We start from the raw sequence: 21,909 nt of genomic DNA, 5'->3' as shown, positions 1-21,909 counted from the left end.
CCTTGCGTTTCTCGCCGGGCCGCGCGACCGCCGGGACGGAGCGATCCGTCCCGGCGGTTTACGCTCTCAGGCCAGTCCGTCCAGCTCCTGATCGGTCAGCGCCCCCGGCACGATGGTGACGGGGATGGGAAACCGCGCCGCATGGCCGGCGGCGAGCGAGGCCACCAGCGGCCCCGGCCCGTCCTTTCCGGTCCCGGCGGCAAGCACCAGAATGGCGATATCGCGGTCCTCCTGGATCACGGAACCGATGGCCTCCGCCAAAGCGCCCTCGCGGATCACGGTCTCCGGGGCGACGCCGGCCACCTGCCGCGCCCGCGCGACATATTTTGCGAGCCGCGCCTCCATCTCCTCATGGGCCTCGGCCCGCATCAGGTCGGCGACGCCGAGCCATTGCTGGCTGACACCCTCAAGCTCCAGAACGCCCAGCATCACCACCCCGCCCTCGGTGCCGGCGGCTCGGCGGGCGGCGTAATAGACGGCGCGGTCGCATTCCGGGGTATCGTCCACCACCACCAGAAACTTGCGACGATGCCCGGGCTCGCGGCTCTGGCGCGGGGCTACGGTCCGCGTGGGGATCATGACGGCTCTCCCGGATCGGATCTCTGGGGCGGGGCCGCCCATGGTGGCACGGCGGCGGGGGCGCGGGGGAGAGGATTTTCCGCCCCTCCCCACCCGGTTCGCATCGGGCGCCGCATGGGCTAGAGGGAGGCGTCAGAGGCAATCGCGACGCCGCCCGGCGTCCGAAGGGGAAAGGACCAAGGCGTGTCGGAACTCAAGCTCGAACAGGCCCAGACCATCGTCACGACCGCGCTCGCCCATGCCCGGGCCGGCGGCATGAACTCGCTCGCCGTCTGCGTTCTGGACGCGCGCGGCGCGCTCAAGGCGGCCGGATCCGAGGACGGCACCAGCCTCAACCGCATGGACATCGCCCTCGGCAAGGCGAAGGGCGCGCTGGCGCTGGGCATGGGCTCGCGCGCGCTGTTCAAGCGGGCGAAGGACCAGCCCTTCTTCATCGCCGCCGCCACGTCCGCCATCGGCGGCTCGCTGATCCCGGTGCCGGGCGGCGTGCTGATCCGCTCCGGGGATGGCAAGGTGATCGGCGTGGTCGGCATCTCCGGCGACACCTCCGACAATGACGAGGCCTGCGCCATCGCCGGCATCACCGCCGCCGGCCACGTGCCCGACCAGGGCGCGGACTGAGCGACCTCGCCCGACCAAGGCGCAGACTGACGAGGCCGACCGACCCGGCGCCCGGAGGCGGCGAAACATTCCGCTGGCCGGGCGCGGAAATTTGGCTATAGTCCGCCGCGCGGACGGTGCCCCTCGGGGCGCCGCGTTTTCTGTTGGCAGCATAATATGCTGATAGCCATACGGAAACGGCAACGGACGGTCGCTGGACCGGCCCTGCGTTTCGCGCAGCCTCGACCGTGCTGGACGACATCCCGGCCCGGCCGAGCGGAGACCGAGAGCCCGCCGCTACCTCCTGAAGGGACTTCTGGAGGAACGTGGCGCCAGGGCTTCCGGCTCCTTCCCACTCTCTGTTGAAAGGATTGACCGATGTCGATCACGGCAGAGCGCAAGCAGGCGCTCATCAAGGACTTTGGTGCCAAGGACGGCGACACGGGTTCGCCCGAGGTGCAGGTGGCGATCCTCACCGAGCGCATCACCAACCTCACCGAGCACTTCAAGTCCCACAACAAGGACAACCACTCGCGTCGCGGGCTGCTCAAGCTCGTCTCGCAGCGGCGCAGCCTCCTCGACTATCTGAAGAAGAAGGACGAGGGCCGCTACAAGTCCCTCATCGGGCGTCTGGGCATCCGCCGCTGACGCCGGTTTCCGGCGCCGGCCGGCGACAGGCTGGCGCCGCGCGCCCCCGCCACGGGGGCGCATATACGCAGCGGGCATGGGGCCTGCTGCGGGTCCGTGAATGGAAGAAGCCATGGCAGGATCGCCGGACGCAACCGTCGGAGCCCCCGTATGAGGGTTTGGCTTCGCGCGGCGCGTCCGGCCGTCTTGCTCATGGCTTTTTTCGTTCGCGCCTGAACTGAAAGAGCAAGACATGTTCGACATCCACCGCGAAGAGCTGGACTGGGGCGGAACCACCCTCACCCTCGAGACGGGCAAGATGGCCCGCCAGGCCGACGGCTCCGTGCTGGCCACCTACGGCGACACCAAGGTTCTCGCCACCGTCGTTTCGGCCAAGGAGCCGAAGCCGGGCCAGGACTTCTTCCCGCTGACCGTGAACTACCAGGAAAAGACCTACGCGGCCGGCCGCATCCCCGGCGGCTACTTCAAGCGCGAGGGTCGTCCGTCCGAGAAGGAGACGCTGGTCTCCCGCCTCATCGACCGCCCGATCCGCCCCCTCTTCCCCGAGGGCTACAAGTGCGACACCCAGGTGGTCGTCACCGTTCTGGCGCATGACCTCGAGAACGATCCGGACGTGGTCGCCCTGGTCGCCGCCTCCGCCGCTCTGACCCTCTCCGGCATTCCCTTCATGGGTCCGGTGGGCGCCGCCCGCGTCGGCTTCATCGACAATGAGTATGTGCTCAATCCCACCGTGGACGAGGTGAAGGAAAGCTCCCTCGACCTCGTGGTCGCCGGCACGGGCGACGCGGTACTGATGGTGGAATCGGAAGCGAAAGAGCTGCCCGAGGAGATCATGCTCGGCGCCGTGATGTTCGGCCACCGCCACTTCCAGCCGGTGATCGAGGCCATCATCAAGCTCGCCGAGAAGGCCGCCAAGGAGCCCCGCACCTTCGCGCCGCTCGACGTCTCGGAGATCGAGGCCAAGGTGAAGGAGATCGCCGAGCACGATCTGCGCACCGCCTACAAGATCAAGCAGAAGCAGGAACGCTACGCCGCCGTCGGCGCTGCCAAGTCCAAGGTGAAGAAGTATTACGAGGAGCTCGCCATCGGCGGCACGTCCGTGCCGAACCCGCAGGTGGTCTCCGAGGTGTTCAAGGCGCTCGAAGCCAAGATCGTGCGCTGGAACATCCTCGACGACGGCATCCGCATCGACGGCCGCGACGTGCGCACCGTGCGCCCGATCGTCTCCGAGGTCGGCATCCTGCCGCGCGCCCACGGCTCTGCCCTGTTCACCCGCGGCGAGACGCAGGCCCTCGTGGTCGCCACCCTCGGCACCGGCGAGGACGAGCAGTTCATCGACAGCCTGGAAGGCACCTACAAGGAGCACTTCCTGCTGCACTACAACTTCCCGCCCTTCTCCGTGGGCGAGACCGGCCGCATGGGTTCGCCCGGCCGCCGCGAGATCGGCCACGGCAAGCTCGCCTGGCGCGCCATCCACCCCATGCTGCCGGCCAAGCACGAGTTCCCCTACACCCTGCGCGTGGTGTCGGAGATCCTCGAGTCCAACGGCTCGTCCTCCATGGCCACCGTCTGCGGCACCTCGCTGGCTCTGATGGATGCCGGCGTGCCACTGCGCCGTCCGGTGGCGGGCATCGCCATGGGCCTGATCCTCGAGGATCAGAAGTTCGCGGTGCTCTCCGACATCCTCGGCGACGAGGATCATCTCGGCGACATGGACTTCAAGGTGGCCGGCACGGAGCAGGGCGTGACCTCGCTCCAGATGGACATCAAGATCGCCGGCATCACCGAGGAGATCATGAAGGTCGCCCTCACCCAGGCGAAGGACGGCCGCGTCCACATCCTCGGCGAGATGGCGAAGGCCCTCACCACCGCCCGCGCGGAACTCGGCGAGCACGCCCCGCGCATTGAGGTGATGAAGATCGCCGTGGACAAGATCCGCGAAGTGATCGGCTCCGGCGGCAAGGTGATCCGCGAGATCGTCGAGAAGACCGGCGCCAAGATCAACATCGAGGACGACGGCACCATCAAGATCGCGTCCGCCAATGGCGACTCGATCAAGGCCGCCATCAACTGGATCAAGTCCATCGCTTCCGAGCCGGAAGTGGGCCAGATCTATGAGGGCACCGTCGTGAAGGTGGTGGACTTCGGCGCCTTCGTGAACTTCTTCGGCTCCAAGGACGGCCTCGTCCACGTGTCGCAGATGGCCAACGAGCGCGTCGCCAAGCCCTCCGACGTCGTCAAGGAAGGCGACAAGGTGAAGGTGAAGCTCATGGGCTTCGACGAGCGCGGCAAGACCCGCCTGTCCATGAAGGTGGTCGACCAGACCACCGGCGAGGACCTCGAAGCCAAGGCCAAGGCCGAGCGCGAAGCCGGCCGCACCGCCTCCGAAGGCGAGGCCGGCGCGGCGGAGTGATCCTCCGCATCAGCGTGAATCGAGAGGGGCGGCCGCGAGGCCGCCCTTTTCTTTTCGGGGGCCCACAGCACTCCCAAGTGCGAAGATATTCCCACAGAAATTGTTCCGTGCTATTCTTTCCACATGAATGCACTGGGAGGCCCCATGCGCGCTGCCCCTCTCGCCGACGTCCCTCTCAGCCAGGGCGCCGTGCTGACCAAGGCGCTGCTCCGCGCCGCCGACCGATTGGGCGTCACGGGCGCGACGCTCGCCGCCGTTATCGGCCTCAGCCCCGCCTCGCTGACCCGCATGAAGAAGGGCGAATTCGCGCTGGAGACCGGCACCAAGCCGTTCGAGCTGGCCATCCTGTTCGTCCGCCTGTTCCGCTCGCTGGACGCCATCGCCGGCGGGGACGAGCGCATCGCCCGCGCGTGGCTCTCCAGCCCCAACACCGCGCTGGACGCCGCCCCCATCGAGAAGATCAGGACCATTCCGGGATTGATGGATGTCATCGCCTATCTGGACGCCCGACGCGCTGTCGTCTGAGGCGCGGCCCTATGCCGGGCGCTGCTGGCGGCTGGTGGAGGCGCAGCACCTCACGTCCACGCTCAAGCTGGTGGACGACACCGACGAGCAGAAGGTTCTGGAAGACCTCATCGAGGCCACCAAGCCGCCCCTGCCGCCGGAGTGCCGGCATCTCGACTATCTGCTGTTCACGCCCTTCCGCTACGAGCCGCCCTACCCCCACGGCTCGCGCTTCCGCCGGGCGGGGCGGACGGCCGGCGTCTACTACGCGGCGGAGCGACCTGAGACGGCGCTGGCGGAGCTGGCCTTCTACCGCCTGCTGTTCTTCGCGGAATCGCCGGGCACCCCCTGGCCGCAGAGCGCCGGCCAGTACACCGCCTTCGCCGCCGAGGTGCGGACGGACCGCCACCTCGATCTCACCAAGGCGCCGCTGAGTAGAGAGAGCGCGGCCTGGACCCACCCCATCGACTACGCGCCCTGCCAGCACCTCGCCGATGCGGCACGGGCGGCGGCGGTGGAGATCATCCGCTACCGCTCCGTGCGCGATCCCGATGCGGGGGCGAACCTCGCCGTGCTGACCTGCGCGGCCTTCGCCGCGCCGGCTCCGGTGGAGCGTCGGACATGGCACATGCTGATTGGCCGCACGGGCGTCTCAGCCGTGTGCGAGGCGCCGCGCCATCGGCTCTCCTTCGGGCGGGAGGCGTTTTCCGCCGACCCGCGCCTTGCCGGCATGGTCTGGGAGCGCTGAAATCAGAACAGCTTCAGGCCCGGCGGCAGCGCAAGCCCGCCGGTGAGGGACTGCATCTTTTCCTGCATCACCCGCTCGGCCTTGCCGCGGGCGTCGGCCAGGGCGGCGACGATGAGGTCTTCGAGGATCTCCACCTCGTCCGGCTTCACCAGCGAAGGGTCGATGCGCACCGCCTTGCATTCGCCCTTGGCCGTGACGCGCACCGAGACGAGACCGCCGCCGGAGGCACCGTCCACCTCGACGGTCTCCAGTTCCGCCTGCATCTGCTGCATGCGGTCCTGAAGTTCCTTGGCCTGCTTCATCATGCCCATGAGGTCGCGCATGGTGCTGTCATCCCTGTCTAGAATTCGATCTCGTCGTCGGCACCGGGGCCGGCGAGGTAATCCTCTTCGGAGGGCGCGAGGCCCTCGTCGGCGGGGGGCTCCTCGCGGGTGCGCACGTCCACCACCTCGGCGCCGGGGAAGCGGGCGAGCACGGCGGCCACCAAAGGATGGGCCTTGATGCCCTCCTCCCGCTCGGCTTTGACCGCCGCATTCTCCTCCGCCAGCGTCGGCCCGCCGGACTGGGAGGAGACCGAGACCATCCAGCGCCGGCCGGTCCATTCGTTGAGCTTGCGGGAGAGATCCTGAATGAGGCTGCCCGGCGCGCCGGGCACCAGCGCCACCTCCATGCGCCCGTCCTCCACATGCACGGGGCGCAACTGCGTCTCGATGCCGTGCTTGAGGGCGAGGTCGCGGCGGGCGGCGGCGAGCGCCGCCACATCGGCAAGGCTGCCGAGCCGCGGTCCCTCGGCGGGCATGGCCGCGCGCGCATCGGTCCGGATCTCCGTGCGCGGCTGCAGATGGGCTTCCACCGGGCGGGGGGCGAGGGAGAGGCGCGGACCGCCACCGCCACCACCACCGCCGCCGGAGGGCAGGGACGGAGCGGCGGGCGCGGGCTGGTCCTTCAGCCGCCGCAGCGCGTCGTCCGGGGTCGGGAGGTCCGCGGCATAGGCGAGGCGCACCAGCACCATCTCCGCCGCCTGCGCGGGCTTGGGGGCCTGCTGCACCTCGCCGATGCCCTTCGAGAGCATCTGCCAGGCACGGGCCAGCACCCGCATGGAGAGGCCCTGCGCCATCTCCGACCCGCGCACGCGCTCGGCTTCCACCAGCGCCGCGTCGTCGGCCGCGTCGGGCACGATCTTCAGGCGGGTGACGAGATGGGTGAAATCGGCGAGGTCGGTGAGGATGACGGCAGAGTCGGCGCCGGAATCGTACTGGTCGCGGAATTCCGCCAGCGCCCGGGCGATCTCGCCCTTCATCAGCGCCTCGAACAGGTCGATGACGCGGCCCTTGTCGGCGAGGCCGAGGAGGCGGCGGACCTCATCCGCGCTCACCGTGCCGCCGCCGTGGGCGATGGCCTGATCCAGCAGGGAAAGGCTGTCGCGCACCGAGCCCTCAGCCGCGCGGGCGACGATGGAGAGCGCCTCCGGCTCGATGGTGACGCCCTCGCGGGCGCAGATGCCGGAGAGATGCGCGGCCAGCGTGCCCGCCTCGACCCGGCGCAGATCGAAGCGCTGGCAGCGGGACAGCACGGTGACGGGCACCTTGCGGATCTCGGTGGTGGCGAAGATGAACTTCACATGCTCCGGCGGCTCTTCCAGCGTCTTCAGCAGCCCGTTGAAGGCCGCCGTGGAGAGCATGTGCACTTCGTCGATGATGTAGACCTTGTAGCGCGCCATCACCGGGCGGTAGCGCGCGCTCTCGATGATCTCACGGATGTCGTTGATGGAGGTGTTGGACGCGGCGTCCATCTCCATCACGTCCACATGGCGGGATTCGATGATGTCGCGGCAGTGCTTGCCCATCACCGCGAGATCGAGGCTCGGGCCGCCGGCGGCGCCGTCCGCCGGTTCGTAATTGAGGGCGCGGGCGAGGATGCGGGCGGTGGTGGTCTTGCCCACACCGCGCACGCCGGTGAGGATATAGGCCTGCGCGATCCGCCCCGAGGAGAAGGCGTTGCGCAGGGTGCGGACCATGGCCTCCTGGCCAATCAGGTCCGCGAAATTCTGCGGGCGGTACTTGCGCGCCAGCACGCGATAGGCGCCAGGCGAGGCTGCGGCGGGTGTTGGAGCGGCGGCCGGCGCCGACGGCGGCGCAGCTTCGGGCAGGCCGAGGTCGAAGCCCGGTCCGTCCTGCTGGTCGTCGGTGTGCTGCTCGTCGCTCATCTGGCCGCCTTCAGGGCCGGCGCTGGCCCTCCCCATACATAGCATCGCGCGCCCGCACGTCGATGGGCGGGGCGGCAAATCCCCACCGTCCACGGCTTTGCCCTTGGACGGGCCGAGAAAGCTGGCGTCCGGCGCGCGGTCGTGCTTACACCCGGTCGCCCCCAAACGCCGGACCTGATCGTGACCCAGCCTGCCCCGTTCATCGCCATCATCGGCGCCGGTCCCGCCGGGCTCGCGGCCGCCGAGGTGCTGTCGGCCGCAGGAGTGCGGGTGGCGCTCTATGACCGCATGCCCTCCGCCGCGCGGAAATTCCTGATGGCGGGGCGCGGGGGTCTGAACCTCACCCATTCCGAGCCGGCAGACGCCTTCCGCGCCCGCTATGGCATGGCGGCGGAGCGCCTCGCCCCCGCGCTCGCGGCTTTCCCGCCGCAGGCGCTGCGCGACTGGGCGGCGGGGCTGGGGGAGGAGACGTTCGTCGGCTCCAGCGGGCGCGTTTTCCCGAAAAACTTCAAGGCCTCGCCGCTGCTGCGCGCCTGGCTGGGCCGGCTGGCGGCCAACGGCATCACCTTCCATCCCCGGCATGAGTGGCGTGGCTTCGACACCAGCGGCGCGCTCCTGTTCGCCGCGCCGGATGGTCCGGCCGCGGTGAAGGCGGATGCGGTCATCCTCGCCCTCGGCGGCGCCTCCTGGCCGCGGCTGGGATCGGATGGCGGCTTCGTGCCAGTGCTGCGCGCCCTCGGCGTGAGGATGAACGACTTCGTGCCGGCCAATATGGGCGTCCTCGTCCCGTGGTCCGAGGTTTTCCGGCAGAAGTTCGCGGGCACGCCGCTGAAGCGCATCGCGCTTACCTTCAACGGCGTGACGGTGAAGGGCGAGGCCATGGTGAGCGCGGCCGGCCTCGAAGGCGGCGCCATCTATGCCCTCTGTGCGCCGCTCCGGCGGGCGCTGGCGGACGGCCCGGTGACGCTGCATGTGGACCTGCGGCCCGACCTCGATGGCGCCGCGCTGGCGAAGCGACTCGGCGGCGGGCCGGGCAGCGCCTCCCTCTCCACCTTCCTGCGCAAGGCGGCAGGGCTGGCGCCCGTGGCGGTGGGGCTCATCCGCGAGGCGACCGGCCCGGCGCGGCCCGATCCGGCGGCGCTGGCCCGCCTCGTCAAGGCGCTGCCGCTCACCATCACCGGCCATGCGGGGCTGGAGCGGGCCATCTCGTCCGCCGGCGGCATCGCCTGGGAGTGCATCGGCCCGGATTTTTCGCTGCTCGGACTGCCCGCGCATCTGCCGCCGGTGTTCGTCGCCGGCGAGATGCTGGATTGGGAGGCCCCCACCGGCGGCTATTTGCTGCAGGCGGTCATTGCCACCGGCCGGGCCGCGGGTGCCGGCGCTAAGGCGCGCCTCAGCCGCTGAAGCCGCCGTTCGCGAGATAGTCCGCCTCTTCCGGCGTGGTCTCGCGGCCGAGGATGGCGTTGCGGTGGGGGAAGCGGCCGAAGCGGTCGATGCACTCCTGGTGGATGAGCGCGAAGCGCAGCCCATCCTCCTGCCCCAGCGCCCGATAGAGCGCCACGCATCGCGCCTGCGCCGCCCGGTCCTCGGCATGCATGAAGGGCAGATAGAAGAAGCTGCGCAGCGCGTCCGGAATGGACGGGTCCTTGTCGAAGCCGCGATCCAGCGCCTTCTCCGCCGCGGCCAGCGCCATGGCATCGGTGGCGAAGGCCTGCGGCGTGCCCCGGAAGACATTTCGCGGCACCTGATCCAGCAGGATGATGCGGGCCAGCGCGCCGGGCGCGGTGCCCTGCCAGCCATCGAGGGCGCTTTCCGCCGCCGCCTCATGGGCCGGCAGCAGGGCTTCGCGAACTTCCGCGTCGAAGGCCGGACCGCCGCCGAACCACTTCTCACGGCCGGCGGCCTGCCAGAAGGAGAGCACCGCCTCGGGGGTGGGGACGGGCGCGCTCATCGGGCCATCCCCGGAGGCGCCAGCGGATTGTCGGTGAGCGCGGCGCGGTCCGGCATGTCCACCTGGGGGATGCCGAGAAAGGCGTTGAACAGGCGGGCGATCACCTTGGGGTCGAGGTCGCGCACGATCATCACGAGGCGGCTCCTGTGGTCGTCGTCGGGCCAGCCAGGAAGGCGGGCGGGCGGATGCATCACATGCTGCACGGCATGAAGCACCACCGGCGTCTCCGGTTCCTCGGCGAGCTTCACGATGCCCTTCATGCGCAGCAGCTTGGCGCCATGGGTGCCGCGCAGCAACTCCAGAAAGAGATCGAGAGTCGCCGCCGGGATCGCGGCATCGGTGGCGAGGGTGAAGGCGCGGATGCGGCTGTCGTGGCGGTTGGGATCGAGGCCGGCGGGATCGATCTCGGCCTGCGCGGCGGCCACGTCCTCGGCGGCGAGCCAGCGGGCGACGTCCGGGATCCGCGTCTTCGCATCGAACAGGCCGGCGCCGAGCAGGGCATCCGCCGTCGCCTCCCCCGCCGCCGCATCGACGATCTTCGCCGCCGGGGCGAGGCGATGCAGCCGCGTCTTCAGCGCGTGGAGGGCCTCGGTGTCCGTCACCAGGTCGGACTTGGTGAGGACGATGCGGTCGGCGACCGCCGCCTGCTTCACCGCCTCGTCATGGGCATCGAGGGTGGCGTCGCCGTTGACCGCATCCACCACGCAGACGATGCCGTCGAGCCGGTAGCGCAGGCCGAGATAGGGGTGGGTCATCAGCGTGTGGATCACCGGGGCCGGATCGGCGAGGCCGGTGGTCTCGATGACGACGCGGGAGAAAGGCGGCAGGCGATCGTTGTCGCGACCGCGCAGCAGGTCCTCCAGCGCGGCGACCAGATCGCCCCGCACGGTGCAGCACAGGCAGCCGGACGAGAGCATCACGATGCCCTCCTCCACCGGCCGGACGAACAGATGGTCCAGCCCCACCTCGCCGAACTCGTTGATGAGGACGGCGGTGTCGGCCAGCGCCGGGTCGGCGAGAAGCGCGTTGAGCAGCGTCGTCTTGCCGGCGCCGAGGAAGCCGGTGAGCACGGTGACGGCGATGGGATCAGGCGGCCCGCGGCGCGGCACGGTGGCTTCGGTGGCGGATGCGCCTTCTGAAGGGAAGGCGTCGGAGGAGCCCGGCATGGGGTGTCTCCCGGAAGGAGGGATCGATTGCCTCCCTGCCTCTACGAGACGGTCTGCCGGGTCAAGGGTACCGTGACGGTTTGGACCGGTGCCTTATGTCGCCGAACCTTCTGCGTGAACCGGCGACTTACGTCGCCGGTTTGGGCGCGGGAGCGGCGGCCTCGGGATTGGCGGGCGCGGGGGCCGGCTTCGGCTTGGGTTTCGGCGTTGCAGAACTGCCAGCCGCGACGGCGCCCTGCGGCTTGGCCGGCTTCCTGGCGGCATCCCCGCTCGCCTTTTCACCGCCCGTCTTGGGCTTATCGGCGGTGGAGGCCGACTTGCTGTCCGGCTTCGATCCGGCGGCGGCCTTGGGCTTCTTCGGCGGGTCCGGTTCGTAGGCGGTGGCGAAATCCTCCACCGCATTGCGCGTGCCCACATAGACCGGAACCGGCGGCATGGAGGGCGGCAGGGTCTGCAGCAGCTCGGCACCAGACTTGGGCAGAGCGGGCGTCGCGAAGGAGAAGCTGGAGCTGGTCTGCGGATCGGGCTCGTCGTCCGCCTCGGAGGCGGTCACGGCACGCTTGCCGCCGCACACTTCCGCCCGCATGTCATAGATCGGCCCGCCGCTGTTGGGGAGCGCGGACAAAAGCGGGGCGGCGGCACCGAACACCGACCAGGACGACTGGAAGCCCTTCTCGAACATCAGCGCCGCCTGCTCGGTGCGGGCGGTACCGGAGCGGGCGCCGAGGATGACGGCAATGAGGCGCTTGTTGCCGCGCGTGGCAGTGGCGACGAGATTGTAGCCGGAGCCGCAGACGAAGCCGGTCTTCATGCCGTCCGCGCCGGGATAGCGGTCGATCAGGCGGTTGTAGTTGCGCAGCACCACCTTGCCGATCTTGATGGCCGGGATGCGGAACAGCGCTTCCTGCTCGGGGAAATGATAGATGATGGCGCGCGCCAGGATGGCGAGGTCGCGGGCGGTGGTCACCTGCGCCGGGTCCGGCAGGCCGTTCGGATTCTCGAAATGGGTGCCGGTCATGCCGAGGTGCGCGGCGGTGGCGTTCATCTCGGCGACGAAGGCCGGCATGGAACCGGCGACGCCCTCACCCACCAGCCAGGCCATGTCGTTGGCCGACTTCACCAGAACCATCTTCAAGGCGTTATCGAGGGTGACGACGGTGCCGACCTTGAAGCCCATCTTGGACGGCTGCTGCGCCGCCGCGGCGGGCGAGACGGTGATCGGCGTATCGAACTTCAGCCGGCCGTTGCGCACGGCGTTGAGCGCCACATAGACCGTCATCAGCTTGGTGACGGACGCGGGATGCCAGGGACGCCCGGCCTCCTTCTGCTCGATCACCCGGCCGGTATCGGCCTCCACCAGCAGGATCGGGTTGGCGCGGGCCGGGACACCGGCAGCAAGCACAAGCCCGAAAGCGGCCAGCAGGCAGCCGACAAACGAGGCTCGGAGGGCGAAACGTGATGTCGTGGGCGCCAACCGATCCGCTCCCTGTTGAGAAATCGCGCGCAGGAACTGTCCTTCCATAACCGGTTTCGCTTGCGCGGAAAAGGCGCAATGGAGCGCACGGCCGGTGCGGCACAGGTCGAAGCCTCGCCTAGTCTGCCACAATTCAGCCGCACTCCTTGAATGTGCGAAACCTTTACGATGAAGACTTCAGCTTGTCCTTGACGGTACGCAACCCCGAGCCGCCGTCCCCGCTCATGTCTCGGCGATCACCGCGGGTGCCGGCCGCGACGTCTCTTGCGCGCCAGCCATGAACTGCGCGCGGGCAAGCCCCGCGAAGCGGCCGCCGAGGCGCACCAGCTCGTCGAAGGAGCCCGCCTCAACCACCCGACCGTGCTCGAACACCAGGATGCGATCGGCATTGCGGACGGTGGCGAGGCGGTGGGCGATGACGAAAGTGGTGCGGCCTTTCATCACCTCGTCCAGCGCCGCCTGCACCTTCACTTCCGTTGCGGCGTCCAATGCGCTGGTCGCCTCGTCGAGGATCAGGATGGGCGGATTCTTGAGCAGAGCCCGGGCGATGGAGAGGCGCTGGCGCTCACCGCCGGAGAGCGCGCGGCCGCGCTCGCCCACCACGGCCTGAAGGCCGAGCGGGTTGCGCTCCACCAGCTCCAGCGCCTGGGCGCGGGCCAGCGCCTCCCGCATCTCGTCCTCGGTGGCGTCGGGCTTGCCCACCTTGAGGTTGTCGGCGATGGAGCGGTTGAACAGCAGCGGCTCCTGGAACACCACGCCGATGGCGTGGCGCAGCGAGGAGAGTGTGACATCGCGAATGTCCTCGCCATCGATGCGGATGGCGCCGGACTGGGGGTCGAACACCCGGTGCAGCAAGGCGAGCGCGGTGGACTTGCCGGCGCCGGTGGTGCCCACGAAGGCGAAGGTCTGGCCCGGCTCGGCGTGGAACGACACGTCCGCCACCGCGGTGCGCTTGCCGTCATAGGAGAAGGACACGTCGTCGAAGGTCACGTCGCCCTTCACCGGCGGCAGGGGCTTCGCGCCCGGCCGGTCGCGCACCGCGCCCACCGTGTCCAGCACCTCGAAGAACTGGGCGAGCTGCGGCGCCGACATCATCAGCCGGTTGAAGAAGGAGACCGTGTGGTCCAGCCGGCCGATCAGCATGTTGGCGAACGCCACATAGGTGACGATGTCGCCGATGTTGGCGAGGCCCTGCATGTACAGCCAGGTGCCGATGAGCAGGATGGCGAGAATGGTGAGCGTGGTCGCGGCGCGGGTGGCCATGGACACCATCGCCCACCACGACAGCACCGGAATCTGCACCGCCAGCACCCGGTTCACCGTGTCGCGGAGGCCGGAGACCTCGGCCTCGGTGCGGGTGTAGCTCTGGATGACCGCCACGTTGCCCAGCGCGTCGGAGGTCTGCTCGGCGAGGTCGGAATTGTATTCCTCCACCTGCCGCTGCATGGCCTCGGTGCGGCCGATGACATAGGCGGTGACGACGCCGAACACCGCCATCAGCACGATCAGCACCAGCCCCAGCCGCCAGTTGAGGTAGATGCCCACCGGCACGAGGATGACGAGGGAGAGGATCGCCGCGCAATCCTCCCGGAAGAAGGACAGCCAGAGGCCCCACAGAGCATCGACGCCCTCCAGCATCACCTTCAGCAGGCGGCCGGAATGGGTTTCGCCGTGGAAGCTCAGCGGCAGTTGCAGCACATGCTCGAAATACTGCGTCAGCACCCCCAGCCGGCGGCGGTGGGAGAGGCGGTCGGCGTGGAGGGAGATCAGCACCCCGGCGCCGATGTTGAACAGGCCGAAGCACACCCAGGCGGCGAGCAGCGGCACCAGATCGTCCGTGTGCGGCAGGCGCTGGGCGGCCTGCGCCGTCGCCAACGCATCGATGATGCGGCCGAACAGGATGGGCTCGGCGAACTGCGACACCGCCAGGGCGAGGTTCGAGCCGGCCAGCAGCGCCCCCAACCGGGCCTCCGGCCCGAGGAGGCTGATGGTGCGGGCATAAACGCGCAGAAGGCTCATACGGACGGGCTCCGGTCCCTTTCCGGCAGCAAAGCGAAGCCAGAGCCATGATGCAAGGGGATGGGACAATTCCGCCGGTGCCGAGCATCGCCGTGTGGGGCCTCGCTTGACATTCGCCGGCCCGCCCGCAGTCTGCACACAGCTTTGGCGGGGGTCTCGATTGGGCGAGGAACAGGCGGCGCACGCGCAGATCGCGACATCTCACGCGCCGGATCATTCCCTCGAGGCCAGCGCCGCGCGCATCCTTGCCCGGCATCGCGAGACCATCAAGGTGCGCAAGCCCCATCTGGCGGTGGCGAACCTCGCGCGCATCCTCGGCGCGGCGCTGACGCTCGCCAACCGCCACGGCTTCCACGCCATGACGCTGCGCCAGCTGGCGGAGGAATCCGGCCTCAGCATGGGCGGGCTCTATTCCTACCTCGACAGCAAGGACACGCTGCTCCTGATGATCCTGGAGGAGGTGGCGGAAGCGGCCGAAGGCGCGCTCGCGGACGCACCGGAGGCGGTGCGCGCGGACCCGACGCGGCATCTCGCCTGGCTGATCGAGCGCCACATCCTTCTCACCGAGGCCATGCACCCCTGGTTCGTCTTCGCCTACATGGAGGCGAAGGCCTTTCCGCCCGAGGCCCGCAAGCGCGCGGTGGAGAGCGAGCGGACCACCGAGCGCATCCTCGCCGGGGCCATCGCCGAGGGCATGCGCCGCGGCACCTTCGCCGCCGGCGACCCGCTGTTTGCGGCGACGCTCATCAAGCCCCTGCTGCAGGACTGGTATGTGAAGCGCAGCAAGTACCGCGAGCGCGGCATCGAGGCGCCGGCGTATGCGGCCGAGGTCAACGCCTTCGTGCGGAAGGCGCTGGCCTGATCGCTCAGGTGAAGGCCGCCGCCCGCGCGGCGAAGGCTTCGGCAAGGCCTGCGGTGTCGCCGGCCCCCTCGGAGGCGGCATTCCCGGCCTTGGCGCGCGCGGCAATGCCCTCGAAGATCACCGACCAGCGAAACAGGGCGAAGGCCATGTGGAAGTCGGTGAGCTGCGCGCCATGGGTCGCCGCCGCCTGATAGGCCGCCACGAACTCGGCGCGCGCGGGAATGCCGAGGGCATCGAGGTCGAGCCCGTCGATGCCGCCGTATTCCTCCGGCCGCGATACCCAGGCCATGGCGCAATGGGCGAGGTCCGCCAAGGGATGCCCCAGCGTGGACAATTCCCAGTCCAGCACCGCCACCACCTCCGGGCGGGTGGGGTGGAACATGAGATTGCCGATGCGGTAGTCGCCATGGGCGATGCGGCTCGTCTCGTCCGCCGGCACATGCTCCGGCAGCCACGCGACGAGGCGCTCGATATTGGCATCCTCGCGGGTCTTCGAAAGCTCCCACTGGCGGGTCCAGCGGGCGATCTGGCGGCTGAAATAATTGCCGGGGCGGCCGAAGTCGGCGAGCCCCACCGCTGCGGGGTCCACGTTGTGCATGGCCGCCAGCGTGGTGGCCATGGCCTCGTACATCGCCCGGCGCTCCTGCGGGGACACGCCCGGCAGGGTGCAGTCGTGGAAGACGCGCCCGTCCACCTTCTCCATCACATAGAAGAGGGTGCCGATGACGGATTTGTCCTCGCACAGGGCCAGCACCGGCGGCACCGGCACGCCGGTCCCGGCCAGCGCATGCATGATGCGGTATTCGCGATCCACCGCATGGGCGGAAGGCAGCAGCTCCCCCGGCGGCTGCTTGCGCAGCACGAGGGCGCGATTGTCATAGGTGACGAAGTAGGTGGGGTTGGACTGCCCGCCCGAGATGGCCTCGAAGCGCGGCGTGCCGGAGAGGCCGGGCACGCGGGCCTTCAGCCAGCCGTCCAGCGCGGCAGCATCGAACCCGAGGGAGGAGGCCGGCGCGCTCATGCCGCCCCTCCGGCCACCGGCCAGTTCCAGAAGTCGTCGCCTTCCTTGTCCAGCAAGCGGTTGAGCACCATCTCGTGCACCGCGTCGGCCCCGTCCACGATTCGGGCCTGACGGGCGTAGCGGTAGATCCACTCCAGCACCGTATCCTTGGAATAGCCGCGCGCGCCGTTGATCTGGATGGCGGTGTCGGCGGCAAGGTGCAGGGTGTTGGCGGCCTTGATCTTGGCCATGGATATTTCCTTGCGCGCGAATCCGCCGCGATCCAGCTCGAAGGCGGCCTTCATGACGAGGAGGCGGCCGATCTCGATCTCCATAGCGATGCGCCCCAGCATGATCTGCACGCTCTCGCGATCCGCCAGACGAATGCCGAAGCCCTCGCGCACCGCCGCATAGTCGCGGGCGATGGACACCGAGCGCATGGCGAGGCCGAGCCAGCGCATGCAGTGGGTGAGCCGCGCCGGGCCGAGGCGGATCTGCGTCACCTTCAGGCCGTCGCCTTCCTTCATGAGCACATCCTCGGGCGGGATGGTGAGGCCGTCGAACTCCAGCTCGCAATGGCCGCCATGTTCCTCCGGCCCCATGATGGGGATGCGACGGACGATGCGCCAGCCCGGCGCGTCGCGGTGGAAGGCGAAGGCGGTCAGGCCCTTGCGCGCATCGTCCGAGGTGCGGGCAATGATGATGAAGTGCGCCGCCTCCTCCGCGCCGGTGATGAACCACTTGCGGCCATAAATGCGATAGGAGCCGTCCGGCTGCTTCTCGGCGCGGGTGAGCATCATGGAGGGGTCGGAGCCGCCGCCGGGGTGGGGCTCGGTCATGACGAAGGCGGAGCGCACTTCGCCGCGGGCGATGGGGGCGAGCCAGCGGGCCTTCTGGTCGGCGGTGCCGACCTGTTCCAGCACCATCATGTTGCCGTCGTCGGGGGCCGCGGAATTGAACACTACGGGTCCGAAGATGGACCGGTTCATCTCGGTGTAGCAGACCGCCATGCCCATGCGGCCGACGCCGAGGCCGCCATTTTCCGGCTTCAGCTGGAGGCACCACAGCCCCTCCGCCTTCGCCTTGGCGCGCAGGCGCTCCAGCGGCGCGGCGGCGATGTTCTCGTGGGCGTCATAGGCGGCCGGGTCGCTTTCCAGCGGGATGACCTCGTCCGAGACGAACGCGGCGATGCGGCGGCGGAGATCTTCGAGGGCCGGGGAGATCGAGAAATCCATGGGTGCGCCCTTCCAGGGAAAGCCAAAAACGAACGAGCGCTCGCTTTTTATCTTATCGACACGCCGATGGCAACGGGCCATCGGCGGCTCCGGCACAACTGTATCGCCGACCATCGAACGTGGCCGCAGAGAACCTCGTCAGCCGCATCGAACGCAAGGGAACCGGGTGGCGCGGTTCGAGTTGATAGGCCAGCAGAGACAAGACTTCTACCGGAAGACTTCAACTTGTCTTTGCGCGCAGGCTAGTCGAGCCGGCGCTTCATTTCATGCATACGATGAGCAAGGCCTTGCGCGGATGCGTGCAAGGCAAGTGCTTCGGTGCACCTTGAACAGGGCCATGGGGCCAGAACACGTTCTCACGAGGAGGATACCATGAAGATGATGCCGATCTACGCTGCGACCGCGGCTGTTCTTCTTTCCACCACCGCCATGGCGCAGACGGCGGCGCCCACCGGCACCATGGGCGCCACCACCAGCGCGACCGCGGCCACCGGCATGGCGCCCACCTTCGTGACCCGCCAGATGGCCGACCAGCACATGGCATCCAACCTCATCGGCTCCGCCGTGCGCGGCCCGGCCGACGAGAATCTCGGTGACATCAACGACCTGCTCATCGACCGCTCGGGCAATGTCGCGGCCGTGGTGATCGGCGTCGGCGGCTTCCTCGGCATCGGCGAGAAGGACGTGGCGGTGCCGTTTCAGTCGGTCGAGGTCACCCGCGTCGACGGCAAGGACCGTCTGGTGCTGCGCAAGACCAAGGACGAGCTGAAGAACGCGCCGACCTTTACCGAGGCGGACAAGGCCCCCGCCAGCACCGGCAGCGTGAACACCAACCGTCCGGCCACCCCGCCGGCCACCCGCTGATCCACGCGGGAAGCCGGGGCGCGGATCTTGGGTCCGCGCCCCGGAAGCCCTTGGGAAGACAGGCTTGCCGGCCCTGGTTTCTGGCCAGGGCCGGCTTCGCCGCGTCTGCTCGGCCCGGTCGGGCAGAAATGAACAGGGCCAGCGGCGGTTGATCCCGCGGCACATGCGGGGGCAATGTGGCGGCCCGATCGCCACAGGGAGCAGGGATGGACCTGTCCAGTCGAGGCCCCGCCGGCCTCTTCCTGAGAATCATCGCGGAGCAGCGACCCCTGTGGTGGCGCCTCGCCTTTGCCTGCACCGTCATCGTGGCGGCGCTGGCGCTCAGGCTCGGCCTTATCCTCTGGGTACTTGATTTTCCGCCCTACCTGTTCCAGCTGCCTGCGATCATCGTTGTGTCGCTGGTGTGCGGCGCGGAGATCGGCCTTGCGGCCATCGCCCTGCTCGCCGGCGTCAACGCCGCGCTGGTGCCGGAAAGCGGAAGCAGCGGCATCGCCAGTCCGCCGCTGGCTTCGCTCCTCTCCTTCGTCATCAATGCCATTGCCGTGTGGGGCATCGCGGCCCTCGTGCGCACCACCCTGCGCCGCCTCGAATCGGCCCATGCCGCACTGCTGTCGGCGGCGACCGAGCAGACCGCCGTGGTGGCGACGCTGGAAGCCCTGCTGCATCACGCGCCCGTGGGCTTCGCCTTCTTCGATGCCCAGCAGCGCTTCATCCGCGTCAACGAGATGCTGGCCCGCATCGACGGCATCCCGGCCCGCGAGCACGCCGGCCGCTCCCTTGCCGACATGCTGCCCCAGCTCGCCGGTGCGGTGACGCCATCCCTCGAACGTGTGCTCGCCACCGGCGAGGTCATCGCCGACGTGGAGCTGGAAGGCGCGACGCCGGCCGCGCCGGGCGTCTGGCGCCACTTCCTCGTCAGCTATTTTCCGGTGCGCACCTCAGGGCAGGCCATCAGCCTCGTCGGCATGATCGTGGTGGAGATCACCGAGCGCAAACGGGCGGAGAAGGCCATCGCCGCCAGCGAGCAGCGCTATCGCCTGCTCGCCGAGGCGCTGCCGAAGATGGTGTGGACCTCGTCCCCCGCCGGGAGCGGCGACTATTACAACCACCGCTGGGCCGAATATACCGGCGTCGAGGCGCCGCCCGGCGAGGTGGTGGAATGGCACGCCTTCCTCCACCCGGAGGAGAAGAGCTGCGTGATGGAGGCGTGGAAGGGGAGCCTTGCCAGCGGCAAGCCCTTCTCGCGCGAATGCCGGTTCCGCGCCAAGGACGGCAGCTATCGCTGGTTCCTCTGCCGCGCCGTTCCGGTGCGCGACGAGGACGGCCGGGTGGACCGCTGGTACGGCAGTTGCACCGACATCTCCGAGATCGTCGCCGCCCGCGAGGCGCTGTCGCGCACCAACGAGGACCTCGAACGGCTCGCCGCCGCCCGCACCACCCAGCTCGCCGCGGCCAACACCCTGCTCAAGCAGGAGATGGAAGAGCGCCTGCGCGCCGAATCCCAGCTCCGGCAGGCGCAGAAGATGGAGGCGGTGGGCCAGCTCACCGGCGGCATCGCGCACGATTTCAACAATCTGCTCACTATCATCATCGGCAACATCGAGGCCGCCGAGCGCCGGGTGCCGGCGGACCCCAAGGATACCCGCACGCAGGAGATCAAGACCGAGGAGATCCGCCGCTTCCTCGACTACGGCCGGCAGGGCGCGTTGCGGGCGGCCATTCTCACCCAGCGCCTGCTCGCTTTCTCCCGCCGCCAGCCCCTCGATCCCCGCCCCACCGACGCCAACCGCCTCGTCACAGGCATGTCCCACATGCTGCGCAGCGCGCTCGGCGAACGGGTGATGCTGGAGACCGTGCTCGCCGGCGGGCTGTGGCGCACGGAGATCGACCACAACCAGTTGGAGAATGCCATCCTCAACCTCGCGGTGAACGCGCGCGACGCCATGATGGACGGCGGCAAGCTCACCATCGAGACCGCCAACGCCTATCTGGACGAAGCCTATTGCGCCGAGCACGAGGACCTGACGCCCGGCCAGTATGTGGCGATCTTCGTCAGCGACACCGGCATGGGCATGGCGGAAGACGTGCGGGCCCGCGCCTTCGAGCCCTTCTTCACCACCAAGGGGCCGAAGGACGGCACCGGGCTCGGCCTCAGCCAAGTCTACGGCTTCGTGAAGCAGTCCGGCGGGCACGTGATGATCTATTCCGAGCGCGGCGACGGCACCACGGTGAAGCTCTATCTGCCGCGGCTGGAGGAGACGCCCGCATTGCCCGAGCCCGCCCCGGTGCGGACCGAAGGCGAAGCCCGCGCCGCGCCCGCCGTGGTGCTCATGGTGGAGGACGACGACCAGCTCCGCACCATGGGCGCCGCAACGCTGCGGGACGCCGGCCACACGGTGATCGAGGCAGCCGATGCTTCCGCTGCCCTCGACGCCCTGTCACGCGGCACCCGCCCCGACCTGCTCTTCACCGACGTGCGCCTCGGCGACGGGATGGACGGGCGGGGCCTCGCCGACGAGGTGAAACGGCGGATGCCGCGAACCCCGGTGCTGTTCACCACCGCCTACGCCCGCAACGCTGTGGTGCATCAGGGACGGCTCGATCCGGGCATGAAGCTCCTGACCAAGCCCTACAGCCAGTCGGAACTGGTCGCCAAAGTGAACGGAATGCTGGACGAACCCGCCCTCAGGGGCTCGGTCCTCCTGGTGGAGGACGAGCCCTTCGTCGCCATGGTGGCGAGCCAGGTCCTGGAAGATCAGGGCTTCAAGGTCACCATCGCCTCCCACGGCGAGGCGGCGCTCGCGCACGCCCGCGCCGTCAAGGCGGACATCGGCCGCGACGCGCTTGCGCTCGCCATCGTGGACATCGGCCTGCCCGACATGCGCGGCGACGAGGTGGTGCGACGGCTCGGCGAGATCGCGCCCGACCTGCCCATCATCGTCGCCACCGGCTATGCCGCGCAGGACATCTCCGATCTGTTCGTCGGGCGCAGCGACGTGGGGGTCATCTCCAAGCCCTATGACGGCGCCACGCTGGTGGCGGCGCTGGAGCGGCTCGGCTTCCGGCCGAAGGGGGAGGGATAAGCGAAAGCCGCCGGAGGGATGCCCCCCGGCGGCTTCAGGAGTAGAGCGAAGGCCAGGCGCAACAGACGCTGCACCGGCGGCGCGGATCAGCGGCGCAGCAGGATCTGGCCGAGGATGACACCGACGCCCGCGGCGATGGCGCAGGCGGTGATGGGCTGCTCGCGGATGCTCTCGCGCAGAGTGAGGACCTGTTCCTCGGCCCAGTCGCCCACCTCGCCGGCGGCGCTCTCGGCCTCGCCCTTGGCGCCCTTCACCGAGTGCTTGGCGGTCTTGCCGAGGGTTTCCAGCAGCTTGGTGAAATCGGCCCTGAGCTGGTCGAGGTCCGACTTCACGTCGTTGAGGTTGGCCTCGGCGGCGGAGGCGGCTTGGGCGGTCACGATCTGCGGCTTGTCGACCATGGTTGTCTCCGGCAGGGTTTGTCACGCGCGGTGGGAGCATCCGCCGTTCGGGGCTCGCTCCATATCCGCTCGGGAGTGTAACGACCGACACGGCAATTGCGTGCCCGGGAAAGTTCGTAGTCCTCGCGATTTCCGCAGGGATGCTGTCCGTGAGGCGCG

Annotated in this window: 19 protein-coding genes; 9 read left to right on the top strand and 10 right to left on the bottom strand. The window is 69.2% G+C overall.

Features of this window, described 5'->3' with window-relative positions; translation table 11 throughout:
• Positions 1-66 precede the first annotated feature (66 nt).
• Positions 67-579 carry a universal stress protein gene (locus tag EJ105_RS20065; protein WP_029556426.1) on the bottom strand — a complete coding sequence of 171 codons (513 nt, stop codon included), beginning with the start codon at positions 577-579 and terminating at the stop codon, positions 67-69.
• Positions 580-762: 183 nt separating this feature from the next.
• On the opposite strand from EJ105_RS20065, the gene EJ105_RS20060 reads away from it, so the two are divergent.
• From EJ105_RS20060 to EJ105_RS20040, 5 genes are all read left to right on the top strand, one after another.
• Positions 763-1,200: a GlcG/HbpS family heme-binding protein gene (locus EJ105_RS20060; RefSeq protein ID WP_250167735.1), complete on the top strand. Its 438-nt coding sequence runs from the start codon at positions 763-765 to the stop codon at positions 1,198-1,200.
• A 357-nt stretch (positions 1,201-1,557) separates the two neighbouring features.
• The gene (gene rpsO, locus EJ105_RS20055) at positions 1,558-1,827 is read left to right on the top strand and encodes a 30S ribosomal protein S15 (protein ID WP_024281319.1); all 270 of its coding nucleotides are present in this window, start codon (positions 1,558-1,560) and stop codon (positions 1,825-1,827) included.
• Between the two features lie 232 nt (positions 1,828-2,059).
• Positions 2,060-4,240 (top strand): polyribonucleotide nucleotidyltransferase, encoded by a 2,181-nt coding sequence (gene pnp, locus EJ105_RS20050; RefSeq protein ID WP_029556424.1) that lies wholly within the window; start codon positions 2,060-2,062, stop codon positions 4,238-4,240.
• A 144-nt stretch (positions 4,241-4,384) separates the two neighbouring features.
• Positions 4,385-4,765: an antitoxin Xre/MbcA/ParS toxin-binding domain-containing protein gene (locus EJ105_RS20045; RefSeq protein WP_250167734.1), complete on the top strand. Its 381-nt coding sequence runs from the start codon at positions 4,385-4,387 to the stop codon at positions 4,763-4,765.
• Positions 4,725-5,492, top strand: coding sequence for an RES family NAD+ phosphorylase (locus EJ105_RS20040; protein WP_250167733.1), 768 nt, complete (start codon positions 4,725-4,727; stop codon positions 5,490-5,492). Before EJ105_RS20045 ends, EJ105_RS20040 begins: the two co-directional genes overlap by 41 nt.
• A gap of 2 nt (positions 5,493-5,494) precedes the next feature.
• On the opposite strand, the gene EJ105_RS20035 is transcribed toward EJ105_RS20040, so the two are convergent.
• Both EJ105_RS20035 and EJ105_RS20030 read right to left on the bottom strand, forming a co-directional pair.
• A complete protein-coding gene (locus EJ105_RS20035) occupies positions 5,495-5,815 on the bottom strand; it encodes a YbaB/EbfC family nucleoid-associated protein (protein WP_024281323.1) in 321 nt (106 codons plus the stop codon).
• Between the two features lie 17 nt (positions 5,816-5,832).
• Entirely contained in the window at positions 5,833-7,698 is a 1,866-nt protein-coding gene (locus EJ105_RS20030; protein WP_250167732.1) for a DNA polymerase III subunit gamma/tau, read from the bottom strand.
• 180 nt (positions 7,699-7,878) lie between these two features.
• Here EJ105_RS20030 and EJ105_RS20025 point away from each other — a divergent pair, with 180 nt between their 5' ends.
• The gene (locus tag EJ105_RS20025) at positions 7,879-9,102 is read left to right on the top strand and encodes a TIGR03862 family flavoprotein (protein ID WP_250167731.1); all 1,224 of its coding nucleotides are present in this window, start codon (positions 7,879-7,881) and stop codon (positions 9,100-9,102) included.
• Here EJ105_RS20025 and EJ105_RS20020 read toward each other — a convergent pair.
• From EJ105_RS20020 to EJ105_RS20005, 4 genes are all read right to left on the bottom strand, one after another.
• The gene (locus tag EJ105_RS20020; protein WP_250167730.1) at positions 9,092-9,649 is read right to left on the bottom strand and encodes a DUF924 family protein; all 558 of its coding nucleotides are present in this window, start codon (positions 9,647-9,649) and stop codon (positions 9,092-9,094) included. The two genes, EJ105_RS20025 and EJ105_RS20020, sit on opposite strands and share 11 nt — an antisense overlap.
• Complete coding sequence (locus EJ105_RS20015) at positions 9,646-10,815, bottom strand: CobW family GTP-binding protein (protein ID WP_250167729.1); 1,170 nt, start codon at positions 10,813-10,815, stop codon at positions 9,646-9,648. The genes EJ105_RS20020 and EJ105_RS20015 overlap by 4 nt, the downstream gene beginning before the upstream one ends.
• Positions 10,816-10,942: 127 nt before the next feature.
• Positions 10,943-12,289 (bottom strand): D-alanyl-D-alanine carboxypeptidase family protein, encoded by a 1,347-nt coding sequence (locus tag EJ105_RS20010; protein WP_250167728.1) that lies wholly within the window; start codon positions 12,287-12,289, stop codon positions 10,943-10,945.
• 222 nt (positions 12,290-12,511) lie between these two features.
• Positions 12,512-14,308, bottom strand: a complete 1,797-nt coding sequence (locus EJ105_RS20005) for a glucan ABC transporter ATP-binding protein/ permease (RefSeq protein WP_029556415.1) — start codon at positions 14,306-14,308, stop codon at positions 12,512-12,514.
• 160 nt (positions 14,309-14,468) lie between these two features.
• Between EJ105_RS20005 and EJ105_RS20000 the strand changes: the two genes are divergently transcribed.
• Positions 14,469-15,170: a TetR/AcrR family transcriptional regulator gene (locus EJ105_RS20000; protein WP_250167727.1), complete on the top strand. Its 702-nt coding sequence runs from the start codon at positions 14,469-14,471 to the stop codon at positions 15,168-15,170.
• Between the two features lie 4 nt (positions 15,171-15,174).
• Here EJ105_RS20000 and EJ105_RS19995 read toward each other — a convergent pair whose 3' ends face one another.
• Together EJ105_RS19995 and EJ105_RS19990 are read right to left on the bottom strand one after the other, a co-directional pair.
• Positions 15,175-16,191 (bottom strand): phosphotransferase family protein, encoded by a 1,017-nt coding sequence (locus EJ105_RS19995; protein ID WP_250167726.1) that lies wholly within the window; start codon positions 16,189-16,191, stop codon positions 15,175-15,177.
• A complete protein-coding gene (locus EJ105_RS19990; protein WP_250167725.1) occupies positions 16,188-17,405 on the bottom strand; it encodes an acyl-CoA dehydrogenase family protein in 1,218 nt (405 codons plus the stop codon). The genes EJ105_RS19995 and EJ105_RS19990 overlap by 4 nt, the downstream gene beginning before the upstream one ends.
• 372 nt (positions 17,406-17,777) lie before the next feature.
• Here EJ105_RS19990 and EJ105_RS19985 point away from each other — a divergent pair, with 372 nt between their 5' ends.
• A complete protein-coding gene (locus tag EJ105_RS19985; protein WP_250167724.1) occupies positions 17,778-18,269 on the top strand; it encodes a PRC-barrel domain-containing protein in 492 nt (163 codons plus the stop codon).
• A 206-nt stretch (positions 18,270-18,475) separates the two neighbouring features.
• On the top strand, positions 18,476-21,352 hold the full coding sequence (locus tag EJ105_RS19980; protein ID WP_250167723.1) for a response regulator: 2,877 nt from the start codon (positions 18,476-18,478) through the stop codon (positions 21,350-21,352).
• An 86-nt stretch (positions 21,353-21,438) separates the two neighbouring features.
• Here the strand turns inward: EJ105_RS19980 and EJ105_RS19975 are convergent, their stop codons facing one another.
• Positions 21,439-21,750 (bottom strand): ElaB/YgaM/YqjD family protein, encoded by a 312-nt coding sequence (locus EJ105_RS19975; protein ID WP_250167722.1) that lies wholly within the window; start codon positions 21,748-21,750, stop codon positions 21,439-21,441.
• Between the last annotated feature and the right edge of the window lie 159 nt (positions 21,751-21,909).

The organism is Xanthobacter aminoxidans (genome assembly GCF_023571765.1).
In the GTDB taxonomy this organism is placed as follows: Bacteria; Pseudomonadota; Alphaproteobacteria; order Rhizobiales; family Xanthobacteraceae; genus Xanthobacter; species Xanthobacter aminoxidans.
This window is presented reverse-complemented; position numbering and strand designations above follow the sequence as displayed.